Source organism: Duganella sp. BJB476, assembly GCF_003416895.1.
Lineage (GTDB): Bacteria > Pseudomonadota > Gammaproteobacteria > Burkholderiales > Burkholderiaceae_D > Rugamonas.
Genome location: NZ_QVIO01000002.1, coordinates 182371 through 197695 on the forward strand (window position 1 = coordinate 182371; position 15325 = coordinate 197695).

The 15325-nt window shown below is 63.8% G+C and carries 16 protein-coding genes and 1 tRNA gene; 2 read left to right on the forward strand and 15 right to left on the reverse strand.

Translation table 11 applies throughout. From position 1 onward, the window contains the following. Positions 1-2: 2 nt before the first annotated feature. Positions 3-689: an SDR family NAD(P)-dependent oxidoreductase gene (locus D0T21_RS10275; RefSeq protein WP_116989930.1), complete on the reverse strand. Its 687-nt coding sequence runs from the start codon at positions 687-689 to the stop codon at positions 3-5. Positions 690-791: 102 nt separating this feature from the next. Between D0T21_RS10275 and D0T21_RS10280 the strand changes: the two genes are divergently transcribed. Further along, complete coding sequence (locus tag D0T21_RS10280; RefSeq protein ID WP_199538456.1) at positions 792-1379, forward strand: DUF4240 domain-containing protein; 588 nt, start codon at positions 792-794, stop codon at positions 1377-1379. Positions 1380-1383: 4 nt separating this feature from the next. On the opposite strand, the gene D0T21_RS10285 is transcribed toward D0T21_RS10280, so the two are convergent. From D0T21_RS10285 to D0T21_RS10340, 13 genes are all read right to left on the reverse strand, one after another. After that, positions 1384-2619, reverse strand: a complete 1236-nt coding sequence (locus tag D0T21_RS10285; RefSeq protein ID WP_116989928.1) for a hypothetical protein — start codon at positions 2617-2619, stop codon at positions 1384-1386. After that, positions 2616-3350 (reverse strand): outer membrane lipoprotein-sorting protein, encoded by a 735-nt coding sequence (locus D0T21_RS10290; protein ID WP_116989927.1) that lies wholly within the window; start codon positions 3348-3350, stop codon positions 2616-2618. The genes D0T21_RS10285 and D0T21_RS10290 overlap by 4 nt, the downstream gene beginning before the upstream one ends. 9 nt (positions 3351-3359) lie before the next feature. Next, on the reverse strand, positions 3360-4592 hold the full coding sequence (locus D0T21_RS10295; RefSeq protein ID WP_116989926.1) for an ABC transporter permease: 1233 nt from the start codon (positions 4590-4592) through the stop codon (positions 3360-3362). Continuing rightward, positions 4589-5263, reverse strand: coding sequence for an ABC transporter ATP-binding protein (locus tag D0T21_RS10300; protein ID WP_116989925.1), 675 nt, complete (start codon positions 5261-5263; stop codon positions 4589-4591). Before D0T21_RS10300 ends, D0T21_RS10295 begins: the two co-directional genes overlap by 4 nt. Further along, on the reverse strand, positions 5263-5790 hold the full coding sequence (locus tag D0T21_RS10305) for a DUF2141 domain-containing protein (protein ID WP_116989924.1): 528 nt from the start codon (positions 5788-5790) through the stop codon (positions 5263-5265). Before D0T21_RS10305 ends, D0T21_RS10300 begins: the two co-directional genes overlap by 1 nt. A 16-nt stretch (positions 5791-5806) precedes the next feature. Continuing rightward, positions 5807-6919 (reverse strand): ABC transporter permease, encoded by a 1113-nt coding sequence (locus D0T21_RS10310; RefSeq protein WP_116989923.1) that lies wholly within the window; start codon positions 6917-6919, stop codon positions 5807-5809. Then, positions 6916-9276, reverse strand: a complete 2361-nt coding sequence (locus D0T21_RS10315) for an ATP-binding cassette domain-containing protein (RefSeq protein ID WP_116989922.1) — start codon at positions 9274-9276, stop codon at positions 6916-6918. Before D0T21_RS10315 ends, D0T21_RS10310 begins: the two co-directional genes overlap by 4 nt. Next, positions 9273-10121, reverse strand: coding sequence for a SagB/ThcOx family dehydrogenase (locus D0T21_RS10320; RefSeq protein ID WP_116989921.1), 849 nt, complete (start codon positions 10119-10121; stop codon positions 9273-9275). Before D0T21_RS10320 ends, D0T21_RS10315 begins: the two co-directional genes overlap by 4 nt. A 12-nt stretch (positions 10122-10133) precedes the next feature. After that, positions 10134-11465, reverse strand: a complete 1332-nt coding sequence (locus D0T21_RS10325; RefSeq protein ID WP_116989920.1) for a YcaO-like family protein — start codon at positions 11463-11465, stop codon at positions 10134-10136. A 3-nt stretch (positions 11466-11468) separates the two neighbouring features. Beyond that, entirely contained in the window at positions 11469-12452 is a 984-nt protein-coding gene (locus tag D0T21_RS10330) for a TOMM precursor leader peptide-binding protein (RefSeq protein WP_116989919.1), read from the reverse strand. Positions 12453-12544: 92 nt separating this feature from the next. After that, a complete protein-coding gene (locus tag D0T21_RS32045; RefSeq protein ID WP_158567992.1) occupies positions 12545-12682 on the reverse strand; it encodes a hypothetical protein in 138 nt (45 codons plus the stop codon). Positions 12683-12838: 156 nt separating this feature from the next. After that, positions 12839-13717: a class I SAM-dependent methyltransferase gene (locus tag D0T21_RS10335; protein WP_116989918.1), complete on the reverse strand. Its 879-nt coding sequence runs from the start codon at positions 13715-13717 to the stop codon at positions 12839-12841. Continuing rightward, positions 13714-14862 (reverse strand): alpha-hydroxy acid oxidase, encoded by a 1149-nt coding sequence (locus D0T21_RS10340; protein ID WP_116989917.1) that lies wholly within the window; start codon positions 14860-14862, stop codon positions 13714-13716. Before D0T21_RS10340 ends, D0T21_RS10335 begins: the two co-directional genes overlap by 4 nt. Before the next feature lie 83 nt (positions 14863-14945). On the opposite strand from D0T21_RS10340, the gene D0T21_RS10345 reads away from it, so the two are divergent. Further along, positions 14946-15146 carry an entry exclusion lipoprotein TrbK gene (locus D0T21_RS10345; protein ID WP_116989916.1) on the forward strand — a complete coding sequence of 67 codons (201 nt, stop codon included), beginning with the start codon at positions 14946-14948 and terminating at the stop codon, positions 15144-15146. 48 nt (positions 15147-15194) lie between these two features. On the opposite strand, the gene D0T21_RS10350 is transcribed toward D0T21_RS10345, so the two are convergent. After that, positions 15195-15271, reverse strand: a tRNA-Arg gene (locus tag D0T21_RS10350). Positions 15272-15325: the final 54 nt, after the last annotated feature.

The following is a 15325-nucleotide window of genomic DNA, read 5'->3' on the forward strand; positions in this document are numbered from 1 at the left end:
AACTACCGGTAATTGGTGCCGTTGTTCATGTCGATCACCTCGCCGTTGATGAACGGCGGCGCGTCGGTTGCCAGCCAGCTGACCGTCTCCGCAACCTCTTCGGCAAGGCAGAATCGCTGGCTGATGGTCGCGGCCATCAAACGGTTCTTTCTCTCTTGCGGAATGTTTTTCATCATTTCAGTTTCCACGGGCCCCGGCGCAACCGAGTTGGCGATCACGCCTTTGGGGCCATAGGTACGCGCCAGTGAACGCATCGCATTCATGAGGCCTGCCTTTGAAACGCCGTACCAGATATCCGGATGGCCGATTTCGCCGGCGATGGAACCCATGCTGACAATGCGGCCGCCGCCCTTGCTCGCCATCCGCTCGGCCACATGCACACTCAGGCGCACCGTTGAGATCAGGTTCACGTGCAGCATGTGGAGTATCGCTTCGCTGTCGTAGTCGCTTGCCGTCTTCGCATTCATGATCCCGGCATTGTTGATGAGTACATCAGGCGTCCCGATCTCCTCGACAATCCGCGCAACCTGTTCGTATTCGCCAATGTCGGCTGTCCATGAGGTCAATCCGCTCACCGCAGCCTGGACGCCCGATCGAGACAGCACATGCACTTCGAATCCCTTGCTCAACAGCTTCTTCGATATTTCGAGTCCGATGCCCCGGTTACCGCCAGTGATGATTGCTTTCATTTTTATGCGTAGGCAGTTGGTTGTTAAAAACAATAGAGTATAATAAATGTCTATTTAACACAACCCTGCCTCGCCTAGAGCAGTAGTCTAGGAACACCATGTATGCTTATTCAACGCCGTTCCATCCTTCTTGTCGTAGGTTGCCTTGCAATATGCGCTACCTCGCCACCAGTTTTTTCAGCTTCGGCGCCAATGAATGAACAACAGTTTTGGCAACTCATAGACGCGGTAAAAAATGAGGCCGGTACTCGTATCGAGTCCAGACCGGCAGTTTTACAAAAACACCTTTCATTTCTCGATCCCGAGGCAATTCAAAGTTTCCAGCAACGATACGAAGCGCTCCTGCTCAAGGCCAACCGTTGGAGTCTTTGGGGCGCGGCATCCCTGATGAACGGCGGCTGCTCCGACGATGGATTTAAATACTTCCGTGATTGGCTCATTTCCGAAGGAGAGAAGACTTTCAAGGAGCCGCTTGCCAAACCAGATTCGCTTGCATCGTTCCCGCGTCGCGATTTTTTTGAGCTTGAGTTATTTGGGTATGCCGCCCTCAAGGCCTACGCCGCAAAAGGCGCTGGGGAGTTGGAGCGCGACTTCAAAGTAGAGTATGCCGTCACCGAAGGCATCGAATGGCAGGAAGCTGATTTACCCCAGCTATTCCCCGCGCTGGCCGCGAAGTATCCAAGACGCTAGCGTTCTAAAACACCAGGCGCACCCGGAATGCGAATGTACTGCCCAATGGCGACAGGCCACGCTCGGAGTGGGCGTCGCCTGTCTGGCGTAGCGCCGACAACATCAGTGTAGTGCGCGACGAGTAGTGATAGTCGGCCGTGCCGTGCCAGACGGCGCTGCGGTCGTCCCGGCCGGCATAGACGCCGCCGCCTAATTCCCAATCGCCCACCGTTTGACCTAACGTGACGCTAAGATAGCGCTGGCGGGCGCCCTGGCTGACCAGCATCTGCGCGGCCTGCGCCTGCAAGCCTTTGCGCGCGGCGTCCGGTAGCGGCAAGGATAGATTGCGGTCGATTAGCGCCAGCCAGCGGTCAAACTGGCTGTCGGACATGCCGCGTCCATCATAGGCATATTCAAGTTGGAGTTTGGGCAGGTCCGGCAAGGTGCAGGTCAGGCCGACCGTCGCCCGCTGGTAGCGCCGGCCGTCGTCGCTGCGCAGGAAGGCTGGTGTGGCGTCACCGCCGCCGGACAGCACCGCGCCCGCGATGGGACGCTGCGTACCGCGTGCGCTGTAAGCCGACCCATACCACGACAGCTGCTCTCCCATTGCCCCGCTCAGCGTTGCGCCAATGCCGTTGGATTCCCCGCTGGCGCGACGTAGCAGCACGCTGGCGCTCAGGCGCTCGAACTCGTAACCAATTTTGAGGATGGTTTGTTCGACGCCGCGGTTATAGCCATCCGCGTGCCGCGCCGCGTCCTTGCTGTAGATCGCCGTCAGGCTGGCCTGGGAACCGGTCCATCCCAGCACCGCCATCGGCAAGCCTTCGGACTGTCCCAGTTCATCCAGCGGATCGCTCAGGTCCGTGCGTTTTTGCAGGAAGCCCAGCGGCTGGTTGACGAAGGATGGATCGAGCGCATACAAGCGTTTTCCAAACGATAGCGTTACCGCCGGAGTCAATTGAAATACGCGATTCAGTTCCTGAAGCGTCGCTGACGAAGCGCCACGCTGTCCATCGATGTCGCTGCGCCGGGCTTCGAAACGCGCGCGCCAGGTCAGGTCATGGAAACGGCCTTCGAGCAGACCCGCCAGCGTCGATTTATTTGTTGGTATCGCCAGAAAATTATCGACGTTGAGCGGTGTCGCTTGCAAGCGCGTGGATTCCTGGCTGGCCAACGCGAAACCGCCGAGCCAATCGTCGTCCGCCTGCGCGCCGCCGCACAGCATGAACCCCGCCATCAATGCCGGCCAACGCACGTTCATTGTTCCAGGCTGCGCGGATTGAAGGTGCTGGCCGAGAACTCCACCGCCTTGATTTTCTCGTACACCACGCGCGTTTGCTCGGCAGGCAGCTGTGGATCGAAATAGCGAGTCACCGGCGGCAGGCCGCCCGTAGCCGCGTCGAACTCCGCAATCTTCAGCAGCTTGCCGCTGGCGACATACAGCATCGCCTTCTGCGGCACGTACTGGCCGCGCTGCTTCGTCACCAACAGCGTAATGCGCGTATAGGTCGCCGCTTCGTTCTTGCTGCTTAGCGCCAGCGCGATGCAGTCGCCCGTGCAGGACGCGGGAGGCGTTTCCATCGTCACGGCGTCATAATCGTTCGTGAAACTGATCCGCGCCAGGTCGCCGATCGACGCCTTGCCGCGCAGCGTTTGCAGCGGAGTCAATCGGATAGCGCGGCGGGTGCGGGGCGCGTAGAAGAAGATGCCGGTATCGGTGGTCAGGAATTTCTGACCGCGCTGGTCGATGCTGGTCGCCTCCACCAGCACCTGATTGTGATTCGCGCCACGTATCACGTAGGTGCCGGGCTCCTGCTCCTGGCCACCCTGCACCGGCACGATGCGCACCGCCGCCTCGAAACTGTCGAACGGCATGCGGTAGCGGTCCACCTGCCGCAGAATCTCCGGCGCCGGCGGCGCGGCCATCGCCGGACCGGCGATCAGGATGATACAACTTGCAAGCCAGCGGATGCGGTCAAATTGAAATGGCATGAAGCTGGCTCACTGTATGGAAAGGGATGACATGATCGGCATGCGGCCGATGCGGCGGCTGATCGTCCAAGCGGCCAGCATCGCCACCAGCGGCAAGGCGCAGACGATGGCGGCGCTGTACGACGGCACCCACAGCATTTGCAGCAGCACGCCGGCGTTGCGGCCGGGCGGCGGCGCCAGCTCGATATGCGCGGCGTTGATCAGCAGGATGGCGGCGAAAGCCAGCAGCGCGCCGGCGCATGCGCCAAACACGCCTTGCAGCATGCCCTCCATGACGAACAGGCGCCGCACCTGTGCGTGACCTATGCCCATCGCGCGCATGGTGCCGATCTCCCTGCCCCGTTCATAGATGGTGGTCAGCGTCATCGCCGCCACGCCGAGGAAGACGATGATGCAGATAACAACGCCGAACACCAGGAACTGATTGCGGTACAACGCCAGCACCTGCGAATACAGTGGCGCCAGCGCCTGCCAGGTGCGCAGCTCGACATGCGCGTCGCTCATGGCCGCACGCAAGCGCGTCGATACGGCTTCGGCCTGCGCCGTGTCCTGGTACAGCACCGCGACGCTGGACACTTTGGTCGTGCGCAGCAGTTCCTGCGCGGTTTCAAGCGGCATTTGCAGCAGGTACAAATCGGTCTGCGGAACACCGGTCGCCACCAGACCCACTACTTCCAGATCCATCGCGTTGACGCTGCCACTGACGGTGGTCGTCATCAACGTGATCGATTCGCCGGGCTTGACCGCCAGCCGCCGCGCCATCTCCTTGCCGATCAGGACTTGATAGCGGCCGGCCGGCTTCGCGCTCAGCGGGACGCCGGCAGCCAAAGTCTGGAAGGCGCCGAACGCCTGGCGCTCGCGGTCCGGCATCACGCCGCTGCCCTCGAAATTGAGCGTGCGCGCGCCGTTCGATACCAATCCAGCAAACAGCAGGCGCGGGACCACGCGGCGCACTTGCGGTTCCTGCGCCAGTAGCGTTTCCACCTGCGCCAGCGCCGGCCGGTCCAGTCCATATTGCAGCTGCTGTTCGGCGTAGCCGTCAAACTGTCCTGCGCCGGCCAGCTGCGCGTGTCCCAGACCGCTGCGGATGGTGCTCTCGCGCAGGCCATCCAGCGAGGCCGCGATGTACGCCACAAACAGCAACAACGCCAAAGTACCCACGCCTATCGTACCGCCCAGCAGAAGGGAGCGCCGTCCATTGCGGCGCACGTTGCGCAACGCGAGTATCAGCCATTGCTTCATGCGACCTGCCTGCCGTCCGCCAGCCGCACCACGCTGTGCGCCATGTCCATCACCCGCTGGTCGTGGGTGGCGATGACGAAGGTGGTGCCAACCTGGCGATTCAGGTTGCCGATCAGCTCCAGCAACTGCTGCGCGGTCTTGCCATCCAGGTTACCGGTCGGTTCGTCGGCGATCACCAGGCTGGGACGATTGACCAGTGCCCGCGCGATGGCAACGCGCTGCTGCTGCCCGCCCGACAGTTCGGACGGCTCGTGCTTGAGGCGATGATCCATGCCGACCATCTGCAGCGCTTCAACGGCGCGGCGGCTGCGCTCAGCCGGCGACAGCTTTTGCGGCGCCAGCGCCAGCTCCACATTTTCCTGCGCCGTCAGCGTGCCAACCAGATTGAATTGCTGGAAAACGAAACCGAGCTTGCGGTTGCGGTACTGGTCCAGCTGCGGTTCCGCGATCCGGTCCAGGCGCTCACCATCAACGCTGATGCTGCCGCTGTCCGGCCGGTCGAAACGCGCCAGCATGCCGAGCAAGGTGCTCTTGCCGCTGCCCGACGGCCCCGCGATGGCCGTCACGCTGGGTTGATCGATGCGGAACGATACCCGGTCCAGCGCCACGATGCGCTCATCGCCGCGCAGATAGTGCTTCGATACCGCGTCAACTTCCAGAATGGCCGCCATCAGTAGACCATGTCGATATCGAGAACCGCTTTACCGGCCTTGACTTCAACCGCCGCATCCTCGAAGGACGGTGGCCCGTAATTGCCCTTGGCGTTGCGAGAAAAGGCATAACCCTCCAGCGGCATGCCGTTGGGCGAGCGATCGAATTCACCGTTGCCATTCTCGTCGTGGAACAGCATGGCCGCATACACGCCAGGTTTAACGCCTTCAAACTTCAGATTGACGACCGGTGATGCGGCCACGGTCTGCATATAAGGGCAGCGTTTGAGGAAGGTCGCCTTGTCGCACAAGGCCGCCATGACCATGCCTTTGCTGCCGGCGACACCAGTCAATTTGATGGTAACACTGGCGCCGGCCGAGGGCGACGGCGCTTGCACCGAAGCCGCCTGCGGCGCCCGCGACAACAACGCTGCCAGCACCACGCCCACGCAGGCGACGATGCTCATGGTGGCGATCAGCGGAAGGCGGCGCAATTTGCTGCGCGTGTCTTCGCTCCCCTGCACTTTCGATAGATTTTGTTCGTTCATGTCATGTCTCTTTTTTTCAGGAACGCGGCATCCACGTAAAACGCCGCGCCGACAGCGCCAGGCAGGCTATCAGCATCACCGACAGCAAGGCCACGCTGTAAATATCCGTGCTCCATCCCATGCCGCCGGTCAGGCCGCGGCGTATGCTCGACATCATCGCGTTCAGCGGCAGACAGTCCAGTGCCTCGCGGGCCAGCTTGGGCAGGCCGCCCAACGGGACCATGAGATTACCCGAAAACAGCAGCGGGAAATACAGCAGGTTGCAGAACATGGTGGCGGCGGCCACGCTGTTGATCATGGCGGCGATCAGCAATCCCAATGCCAGGAACGCGCCGGCACCCAGCGCCAGCATGGCGATGGCGGCAGCCACCTGCATGCCGTCGGCGCTGATGCGCACACCGTAGATCGCCCAGGCGGCAAGGAACATCACCAGGCTGGCCGCCAACACGATCAACAGCCGCGACACGCACCACGCGGCCACCACGACGCCGGTCGGCATCGGGAACAGCTGGTACATGCGGAACATGCCACCCTCGCGCGCGGCCACCAGAGGGCCGGCAAAGCCCATCAAACTGGTGGACAGTATCACCATGCCGGCCAGGCCGGTGACGAGGAACAGGCGATAGTCCAGCGTCTGTTCGGCGACTGGAGGTGGCGGTGGCAAAGTCACACGCGGCGGCGCATTCAGGCCGTTCAGGTTGTAGACGTCGCTGTAGCCGCGCAGCAGGCCGTAGGCGGCGTCGAACGCGGCGCCCGCGCCATGGCCGCCGCGCAGCGCGATGTCGGTGGTGCGGCCGGCGGCGATGTTGGCGGCGAAACCGGCCGGTATCGTCAGCACGAAGTCGGCTTGCGCCGCCGTGCCGTCGGCGGGTGTCGTCACGGGAGCGAAGTCCACGCTGTGCTGCTGACGCAGGCCGGCCTGCAATTGCCGCAGGTAAGAGCTGCTCTCGGTGCTGCGATCGAGATCAACGATCGCCAGCGATACGGGACCGAGTTTGACGTCCTGGCCGAACAAGGCCATCTGCATGACCAGCATCAGCAAGGGGAAGGCAAAGGTCCAGAACAGCGCCAGTTTCCCGCGCAAGAACATGGCCAGATCGGCTTTGACCAGATGCAGAAGTATTTTCATGATGACTGCCCCGTTGTGGGCACGATTTGAGTGACGTCAGCAAGGAAGTCCTCGACCGACACTGGCTCCAGGCTGAATGCACCGATGCGCTGTTGTTCGATGAACTGACGGAAGCCCTGGTCGAAACCGGCGCCGCCGAACAGCTCCCAGGCGCCGTCGCGTTCACGCGGCGCTTGCACCAGTGCAGGCAGCGCGCGCAAGGCCTGCAACGCCGCTTCCGACAGGGCTTGCCGCAGCACGCCCTTGAATTGGCCGACTCGTTTTTCCATCAGCGATGCCAGCGTGCCCTCTGCCACGATACGGCCATCGTCGAGGCAGCAGATGCGGTCCATGCCGAGCAAGTCGGACGGCGCGTGCGAAATCACCAGCAGCGCCATCGGCAAAGCGGCCAGCAATTCGCGCAGCGCACGGGCGAACCATTCGTCCAGTCCCAGCGATGGTTCGTCGAGAATGGCCAACTCCGGCACATGGGCCAAGGCCATCCACAGCATCACGCGCTGTTTCTGGCCGCGCGACAGCTGCTGCCAGAACCGGTCGCGCAGTTCGTCCATTCCCAGCGCGCGGGTGACTGCGGCGTCGGTGCGCTGGTACATGGCCTGGTGCAGCGCCATCATCTCGCGCACCTTGGTCTGACCTGGCAGGTCGTAGCCTTGCAACAGGCCGCCGATGCGCTGGCGCGTGGCCGCATCGCGTGGATCGCCCAGGTGCAGCGAGACGGTGCCGCGGTCGGGCTGGCGCAATCCCAGCAGGGTTTCCATCAACATCGACTTGCCGCTGCCGTTGCGGCCAATGAAGGCCACGCGCTCGCCGCGACGCACCGTCAGCGCGCCGGGACGCAGCGTGAACGAGGATGAGAGCCGCAGCTCCACGCCGCTCAGTTCCAGTAGCGCAGGTGCGGGGGCAGTTGGTGGCGCGTCCGGCGCGCGCGCCGCAGCGACGGCAACGGCCTCCTCCACTGGCATCTCGACACCGTATTCCAGCAAGACCTGCCGCGCATGCTCGCGGTAGACCGGGTCCTGCATCGCCTGTCGCAACTTGCTTACACCCAGGTCACGGTCGCCGCCATATGCGGGCGGCGCGTGCAACAGCAGCGACGCGTGCTGCACCAGCAGATCGGGATCGTTCGGTATCAGCTGCACGGCCTTGTTGAAGGCATTGATCGCCTGCTGGCCGGCGCTGGCGACCTTGATGATGTTGGGCCGGGCCAGCAAAATCATCAGGATCGCGTGCGTGCCGCGCCACAGCCACAGGCGTCCTTGTGGCAGGCATTCCCCGGCCTTGAGCAGCATCTCCAGCTGCGCCAGTTCATCGGCCGTCGGCGCGGTCGTGAAATTAACCTGCAATAGCGCGCGGTTGATGCGCGCGCCGAGCAGGCTGTCGAGCAGTGCAGGCTCGGCATGGATTTCATCCGCTTCCAGCGCGGCGATGGCCTCGTCGATATCCTTCGGATTCTTGTTGATCCAAGCGGTGAACACGGCCTGGCGCGCACGTTCGATCAGCACTGCCTGTTCGGCGCTTGGCCCGCCGTTGCGGGCGGCAGCGGGAAAACTCTGTCCGCAGGCCTCTTCCACCAGACGCACAATCTGGGCTTCCGAACCAGCCCGCGCCACGGCCGCGAACAGGCGCGTGATACGTCCCGCCCCGCCCAACGCGTAGATCGCTTCCAACAAATCGGCGCCGACGCGGCAGGCCGACTTGTACACGGCCAGATCGCTGTCCACGCTTTCGCCGAACATGCTGTCGGCGCTGCGGCTCAGCAGCGTGCGCATCGGCGGCAGCAGATCCATGTCCGCCGCCGGCAACGTGGCGCCCGCGTGGCGGCTGGCGAAGAAATGCGCCAGTCCCTCGTCCAGCAAACGCACACCGCAAGTCAGGAAGCAATGCGCCACCTCGTGAAACTGCACCGCGCGCAGATCGTCGGGATATCCTGGTGACAGCGTGGACAGGCGCAACACCGCCAGTCCGGGGAAGCTCTCCATGGTCAGGTGCAGGTCGCGGCTCTCGGCGCGGCATTGCAGCAAGATGCAGGGGACGGGCAGCTCCAGGAAGCCGGCGCAGCAAGCGATCGCCTCTTCAAAGTGAGACTGCAATGCCGGCGGCAGCGGCGCGGCGTCCAGCACGAACAGCGATCCGCTCGGATGCCAAGCCTGCTTGCCCACCACCATATCGAGCAGCAGCGGATAGGCATGGAAACGGCCGCGCAGCGCAAACAGCTGGTCCAGTTCCGCCAGCGCGGCATCGCGCTCGCCCGCCGCCGCGTGACGCAGCAGCGCGAACGCGCCCTGCCGCAGGCTGGCTCCTGCCGCAGGCCCTACAGTCACTGCGTCGCCCAGCACACGGATGGCGTTGTCGTTCATGGCTTCGCGCTCTCCTGCGGTGCCTCGCGTCCCAGCAGCATGACCGACACTACGGTCTCGGTCACGCCGTCGATATCGAGCAGCGCCGCCAGTTCATCGTCATAGTAGGCGCCGTAGACTAGCGATCCCATACCCAGCCCCTGCGCCGCCAGGCACAGGTTCTGCGATGCATGACCCGCTTCGAGCAACGCCATGCGATAGCCACGGGCGCCGTATTTGGCGGTGGCGCGCTGTGGTACGCTGGTCATCACGCACACCAGCGGCGCCTTGATCGACTGCTCGCCGCCGCGCACTTCGGCGCTGCCGAAGGCGTCGCCGTCCTGAGGCTTCAACACGCGCAGGCAGTGCTCGCGCGCGTCGTAGTGGGCGATGCACGGTTCAACGCCCTCGACCTGGTTCAGGAAAAAGTAAAACTCGGTCGGATACAGGCCGCCCGGCGATGGATAGGCGCGGAACGCCAGCTTGACGTGCGGCGCGGCGTCGCTGCTGCGGTACCGGTTCACGCGCACCGCATGGTGCAGCAGGCTCGAAACCTCGCGCAGGCTGAGCGCCGGCGCGAAGCCGCGCGCGCTGGTGCGTCCCGCCATTGCCGCCGCCAGTTCGCCCAGCGCTAGGTCAGGCTCCGGCAAGTCTATTTTCGGACAGGAGGCAAACACGTTGTAGCCCGCCGCGCCGCGCGCGATGAAGGCCGGATGCCGCAGGTAGCGGACGATGTTCTTGACCTGCCCCGCCAGCGTGGCGCGATGGAACTTGGTCTGCTCGTGCAGGATCTCGGCCGGGTCGTCGATGTCGAAATCGCCCGCCATGGCCTGCGGCGGCAGCAGTTCTTGCAAACTATGGTTCATGTGAGGTCCGCATTATGGGAAAGGATGAGGATCGGTATTCGGCGGCGGCACCTCGGCCAGCCCCCAGTGGCGGGCGATCTGGCGCAGGCGGCGCTCGTCGCGGCTCAACATGCCATCGCCGAACAGCAGCGGATGCAGGCCGGGGACCAGCGAGCGCACCACGCAGAAACCCAGGCTGGCGATATCCTCCGAGGTGACGTCAACCGCCAGCGCCGGCAAACCCATCGCGCGCAGGCGCGCCAGCAAATCGTCCAGCGTGGCCAGTTGATGCAGGGAGGCGTCGCCGCTGTCGATGGTCGCGGCATTCGCGAACAGGAAATCCATCGCCGGCTGGCGCGACGGCTCCAGGAAGTAGGCAAAATGATCGCCCGGATTGCGGATAGCGGCGCGCTCCGGCAGTGGCGTACCTGCGCCGAGGATGGAACTCGCCCAGCAATAGCCGTGCAGCGCTTCGATCACCGCCTTGTTGATCGCCTGCCCTACACCCAATTGTGCGCTGGCGCCCAGCGACATGGTGCCGTCGTTGCGGCTGCGCGCAAGGCACAGCACCACCGGCAGGCCGACATCGGTGGTGATGTCCCACAGCCGCACGTCCAGCGACGGATGTTCAAGCGCGCGCTGCACGCCGGGCAGCAAAGCCGCCCGTGCCTCAGGGCCGACTTCCAGCCGGCGCGGCGCGTAACGCATCTGCCACATCGCCGCGAAGGCGTCGCGTTCGATCACTTCGCACAAGCCGCTCAGGATGGCGCGTTGTTCGTCCATGCCGCACGCCAGGCCGGTCGATGACGATTGGAATACGATCTCGCGCTGATTCTTCACCTGCATGCCGAGGTAGACCATCTGCGCCGGAACATAGCATTCGCGCTCCGGGTCGCACAGATCGGTCGCGCGCGCCCAGGCGCGGGTGACGTCCGCATCGGGCGCGGAGAATTCAAAGCCCTCGGCCGCGTACTGCTCCGGCGAGAACAACACAAACTGCTCCAGCCCCACCGCCGCCGCGCCCAATTCGGCCTGGCTGGCGTAATGCAGCTGGTCGTCGAAATGCACGGCCGCCGAGTAGCGCTCGATCGCCTCGCCGAACGCCGCCCACAGCGCCGAGGTGCGGTCGAACGCGGCGCCGGAACCTGCCAGGCTGGCGCGGTCGCTGGTCGGGTTGTTCGGTTTGGCGCGCGACGGATCGATCATCATCGCCTTGACGTCGACCATCAGCGCGTTGAAGACGAACAGGCCGCGCGCATCGGGATGCTCGGTCTCTTCCAGCAGCGTGGTGATGATGCCGTGACGGCGGTGCACCAGGGCTTCGTGGATCAGCGCCAGGCGCGCTGCATCGGATAATCGTTCCATGGCTTAGGCCCGGCGACGCAGCAGCGATTGCTGGAACACGGTGCCGACCGGACGCGCCGTGCTGGCGTTGCCGCAACACGCGCAACGCGGCAAGCGCAGGATGCGGCTGCGATGGGTCTCGCCGCTCAGGCTATCGATCTCGCTGAAGACGCTGTGATGCAGGTCGTCCAGCGTGCCGCTCAGGTATTGCAGCGCCAGGCGCGAAGCTTCGGCCACGCCGAACTGGATCGCCAGCTTGCTCGGCAGCGCGTGGTACAGGATGTTTTCCGGCTTGCTGCGCACGTCGAATTCGGCGACGAACTTGCGCGTACTGCGCACCCGGTGGAAATAGCATTCGTAGCAGGCGGTCGCCTTCGGCATCACCAGCGGGCCGCACTGCACCGTGCTCCAGTCTATGCCCAGGTACAGGCTGGCCAGGCCGCGTTCGACCGCTTTGGCGTTCATCGCGCGGAAGGACGCGAAGTCCTCGAAATCGGAGCAGACCAGCAGCAGCGCGCGTTTGTCGCCGACGATATCGGCCGATGGCAGCTCGCCATCGCGGCCGATGCGCTGCAGCGGCACGCTCATCTCGGCCAGTGCCTCGGCCAGCGCGTCGGCGCAGGCGCCCTCGCCGGCCAGCACCAGCAGCCAGTTGGCGCGGTCGTAGGCGGCCAGTTGGTCGCGCGGGATCAGCGCATCGAGTTCGCGGCGGTGCTGCAGATGCTGGTGGGTGGCGTCGCCGCCGGCACGGGCGTCGTCGCGCACCAGCACCCGGGCGTTGACCAGCGCCGTGACGGCCGCTTCGACCGCCTCGGGCGGGAAGCTGTCGGCCATCGCTTCGGTCAGCGCTGCCAGTTGCACGCCCTGCGCGGCCTGGTCGAGGATGCTCTTGAGCATGCCAACCTTGTCCTCGACCGTGAAGCGGCGGCCGACCACGGACATGGCTATCTTGTCCTCGCCCAGCGTGGTGATTTCCGCCAGCGGCGATACGTAAAGTGACTCATTCATTGTGAAGACCTATCGTCAGAACATTCATCCAACCTCCTGAAAGGCGGGACGGCGGCGCCACAGGCATCGCCATCCCGCCCACCAGCTGGCAATTAGCAGCAGCAGGAGCAGGAGCAGGTGCAGCAAGAGACGCTGACGTCAGCCAGCGCGCCGCTCATGTCGTCGTGCAGATATTCCGATTCGGTCGAATCGGTAATCGAGATGAAGGTCGTGTCGATCAGGATTTCCATTTCTTTTTCCTCATGAAGTGAATGAAAGGCACTCCCCTCATGCGTTTTGCGCATAAGGAGTCGCCAAAATCGAGATTAGCACGCGACGATTGCCGCACAGAAAGGAATGACTTTAAATACAACAGTACTAGAACATTAACTCTAATTCAAGCAAATTCATTTGACATAGGCGCGCATCAGGCGCGTGCCGCCGCCCAGCCGCAGGCCGTCGTTGCGGCTTGCAAGATAGCGTAGGCGCAGTTGGTCGGCGCCATGGTCGGACACGTCGCCGAAGCCGAGCGCGCGCAGTTCGCAGGCCAGCACCTCGGGCGCGAAGAAGGAAATCCAGGGTTCGCCCTCGGCCTCGTACTTCTTGGCGAAGTAGGCCATGCCCATGCGCTCCATTGGATTGAGCAACTCGGGCACCACGCCGTAGTCGAACACGATGCCGCTGCCGGGCGGCAGGCCGGCGACGAAGGCCAGCGTGTCGAACACGGCGTCGCTGCTCAGGTACAGGGTCACGCCCAGCCAGGAAAAGAATACCGGCTGATCCAGGCGGCAGCCGGCGGCGGTCAGCGCCTCGGCCAGGTCGTCGCGTTCGAAATCGACCGGCACGTAGCTCATCGACGCCGGCGCGGCGACGCCGGCCTGCTCCAGCAAGCCGCGCTTCCAGCGCTGGGTGGCGGGATGATCGACCTCGAACACGCGCAGGTCGGCCACCGGATTGCGGTAGGCGTAGGTATCGAGGCCTGCGCCCAGCAGCACGTACTGGCGCACGCCGTGGCGCAGCGCTTGCGCCAGTTCATCCTCGGCGAAGCGGCTGCGCACGGCCATCGCGGCGCGCAGCACGCGCACCACGCCGGTGTCGAATTTTTCCGGCGCGGCGCGCACCGTCGCCTCGTGGTCAGGGCCGATGACGGACAAGGCCAGCGGATCGTCGAACACCAGCGGCGTATCGATCAACTGGTGGGCGGCGCGCAGCATGGCCACCATCAACGCGCTGCGGCTGGCTACGCCCTGCTGCAACAAACCCTTGCCGTCGCTGGCCTGCTTCATTTGAAGCTACCCGGCAGCAGGATGTTTTTATCGACTTTGGTGACGTCGCGCAGGCCGCAGAAGGCCATGGTCAGATCCAGCTCGTTGCGGATGATGTCCAGGCATTTGCTGACGCCCTGCTCGCCCATCGCTCCAAGGCCGTACAGGAACGGGCGGCCGATGTAGACGCCCTTGGCGCCCAGCGCCAGCGCCTTGATCACGTCCTGGCCGGAGCGCACGCCGCCGTCCATGTGGATCTCGATCTGCTGGCCGACCGCGTCGACGATGGCCGGCAGCGCGCCGATCGACGACTGCGCGCCGTCCAGTTGGCGGCCGCCGTGGTTGGAGACGATCAGCGCATCGGCGCCGCTCTCCACCGCCAGCCGCGCATCTTCCGCGTCCATGATGCCCTTGATAATCAGCTTGCCGCCCCAGCGCTGCTTGATCCACTCGACGTCTTTCCACGACAGGCTCAGGTCGAACTGCTGGCTGGTCCACGCCGACAGCGACGACATGTCCGACACCGACGACGCATGGCCGACGATGTTGCCGAAGCTGCGGCGCCTGGTGCCCAGCATGCCCAGCACCCAGCGCGGCTTGGTCGCCATGTCGATCATGTTGGCGATGGTCAGCTTGGGCGGCGCCGACAGGCCGTTGCGCAAGTCCTTGTGGCGCTGGCCCAGCACCTGCAAGTCCAGCGTCAGCACCAGCGCCGAGCAGCGCGCGGCCTTGGCGCGGTCGATCAGGCGGTTGATGAATTCGCGGTCCTTCATCACATACAGCTGGAACCAGAACGGCTTGCTGGTGTTGGCGGCGATGTCTTCGATCGAGCAGATGCTCATGGTGGACAAGGTGAACGGCACGCCGAACTTTTCCGCGGCCTTGGCGGCGAGGATCTCGCCGTCGGCGTGCTGCATGCCGGTCAGGCCGGTCGGCGCCAGCGCCACCGGCATCGCCACTTCCTGGCCGACCATGGTGCTTTTCAGCGTGCGGTTTTCCAGGTTGACGGCCACGCGCTGGCGGAATTTGATGGTCTGGAAATCGTCGACGTTGGCGCGGTAGGTCGATTCGGTCCACGAACCGGCATCAGCATAATCGTAGAACATGCGCGGCACGCGCTTCTGGGCCAAGACACGCAGGTCTTCGACAGTGGTGATGATGGTCATGCACGCTCCTCAGGGACGATGATCCGACAATCATCGCACGGGGCCCGTGTATCATGGAAGTACTATCAAATAAGGAATGATTTTTGAAATCCAAAACCAACGTCCTCGTCACGCTGGCCGCCGCCACTCTGCTCGGCGTGTTCGGCTATCGCGGCTTCACGCGGCAGGTGCAGCCGGTGGCGGTCAGCGCCGCGACCTGCACGCCGGAATATATCCGCGGCGTCGGCGATGCGATGGAGCGCGCTATCCTCGCCGCCCAGTGCGCTAAAGCCGCGCGCAAATAAGAAAAAAGGCCTGAAGATCACTCTTCAGGCCTTTCGTCTTACGAATTTTGGTGCGGCTGGCAGGAATCGAACCCACGACCCCTTGGTTCGTAGCCAAGTACTCTATCCAGCTGAGCTACAGCCGCGAAAGACAACATTATAGCAGGGGAAACTCAAATCAAGAAGTGGCGAAAAGAGAT

Bases quoted from the DNA above. Each gene is read 5' to 3' on its own strand.
- D0T21_RS10320 (WP_116989921.1), bottom strand. From the start codon at position 10,121: ATGAACCATAGTTTGCAAGAACTGCTGCCGCCGCAGGCCATGGCGGGC.
- D0T21_RS10300 (WP_116989925.1), bottom strand. From the start codon at position 5,263: ATGGCGGCCATTCTGGAAGTTGACGCGGTATCGAAGCACTATCTGCGC.
- D0T21_RS10275 (WP_116989930.1), bottom strand. From the start codon at position 689: ATGAAAGCAATCATCACTGGCGGTAACCGGGGCATCGGACTCGAAATA.
- D0T21_RS10335 (WP_116989918.1), bottom strand. From the start codon at position 13,717: ATGAAGCAGGCCAGCGACGGCAAGGGTTTGTTGCAGCAGGGCGTAGCC.
- D0T21_RS10280 (WP_199538456.1), top strand. From the start codon at position 792: ATGCTTATTCAACGCCGTTCCATCCTTCTTGTCGTAGGTTGCCTTGCA.
- D0T21_RS10310 (WP_116989923.1), bottom strand. From the start codon at position 6,919: ATGAAAATACTTCTGCATCTGGTCAAAGCCGATCTGGCCATGTTCTTG.
- D0T21_RS10295 (WP_116989926.1), bottom strand. From the start codon at position 4,592: ATGAAGCAATGGCTGATACTCGCGTTGCGCAACGTGCGCCGCAATGGA.
- D0T21_RS10305 (WP_116989924.1), bottom strand. From the start codon at position 5,790: ATGAACGAACAAAATCTATCGAAAGTGCAGGGGAGCGAAGACACGCGC.
- D0T21_RS10315 (WP_116989922.1), bottom strand. From the start codon at position 9,276: ATGAACGACAACGCCATCCGTGTGCTGGGCGACGCAGTGACTGTAGGG.
- D0T21_RS10340 (WP_116989917.1), bottom strand. From the start codon at position 14,862: ATGACCATCATCACCACTGTCGAAGACCTGCGTGTCTTGGCCCAGAAG.
- D0T21_RS10290 (WP_116989927.1), bottom strand. From the start codon at position 3,350: ATGCCATTTCAATTTGACCGCATCCGCTGGCTTGCAAGTTGTATCATC.
- D0T21_RS10330 (WP_116989919.1), bottom strand. From the start codon at position 12,452: ATGAATGAGTCACTTTACGTATCGCCGCTGGCGGAAATCACCACGCTG.
- D0T21_RS32045 (WP_158567992.1), bottom strand. From the start codon at position 12,682: ATGGAAATCCTGATCGACACGACCTTCATCTCGATTACCGATTCGACC.
- D0T21_RS10285 (WP_116989928.1), bottom strand. From the start codon at position 2,619: ATGAACGTGCGTTGGCCGGCATTGATGGCGGGGTTCATGCTGTGCGGC.
- D0T21_RS10325 (WP_116989920.1), bottom strand. From the start codon at position 11,465: ATGGAACGATTATCCGATGCAGCGCGCCTGGCGCTGATCCACGAAGCC.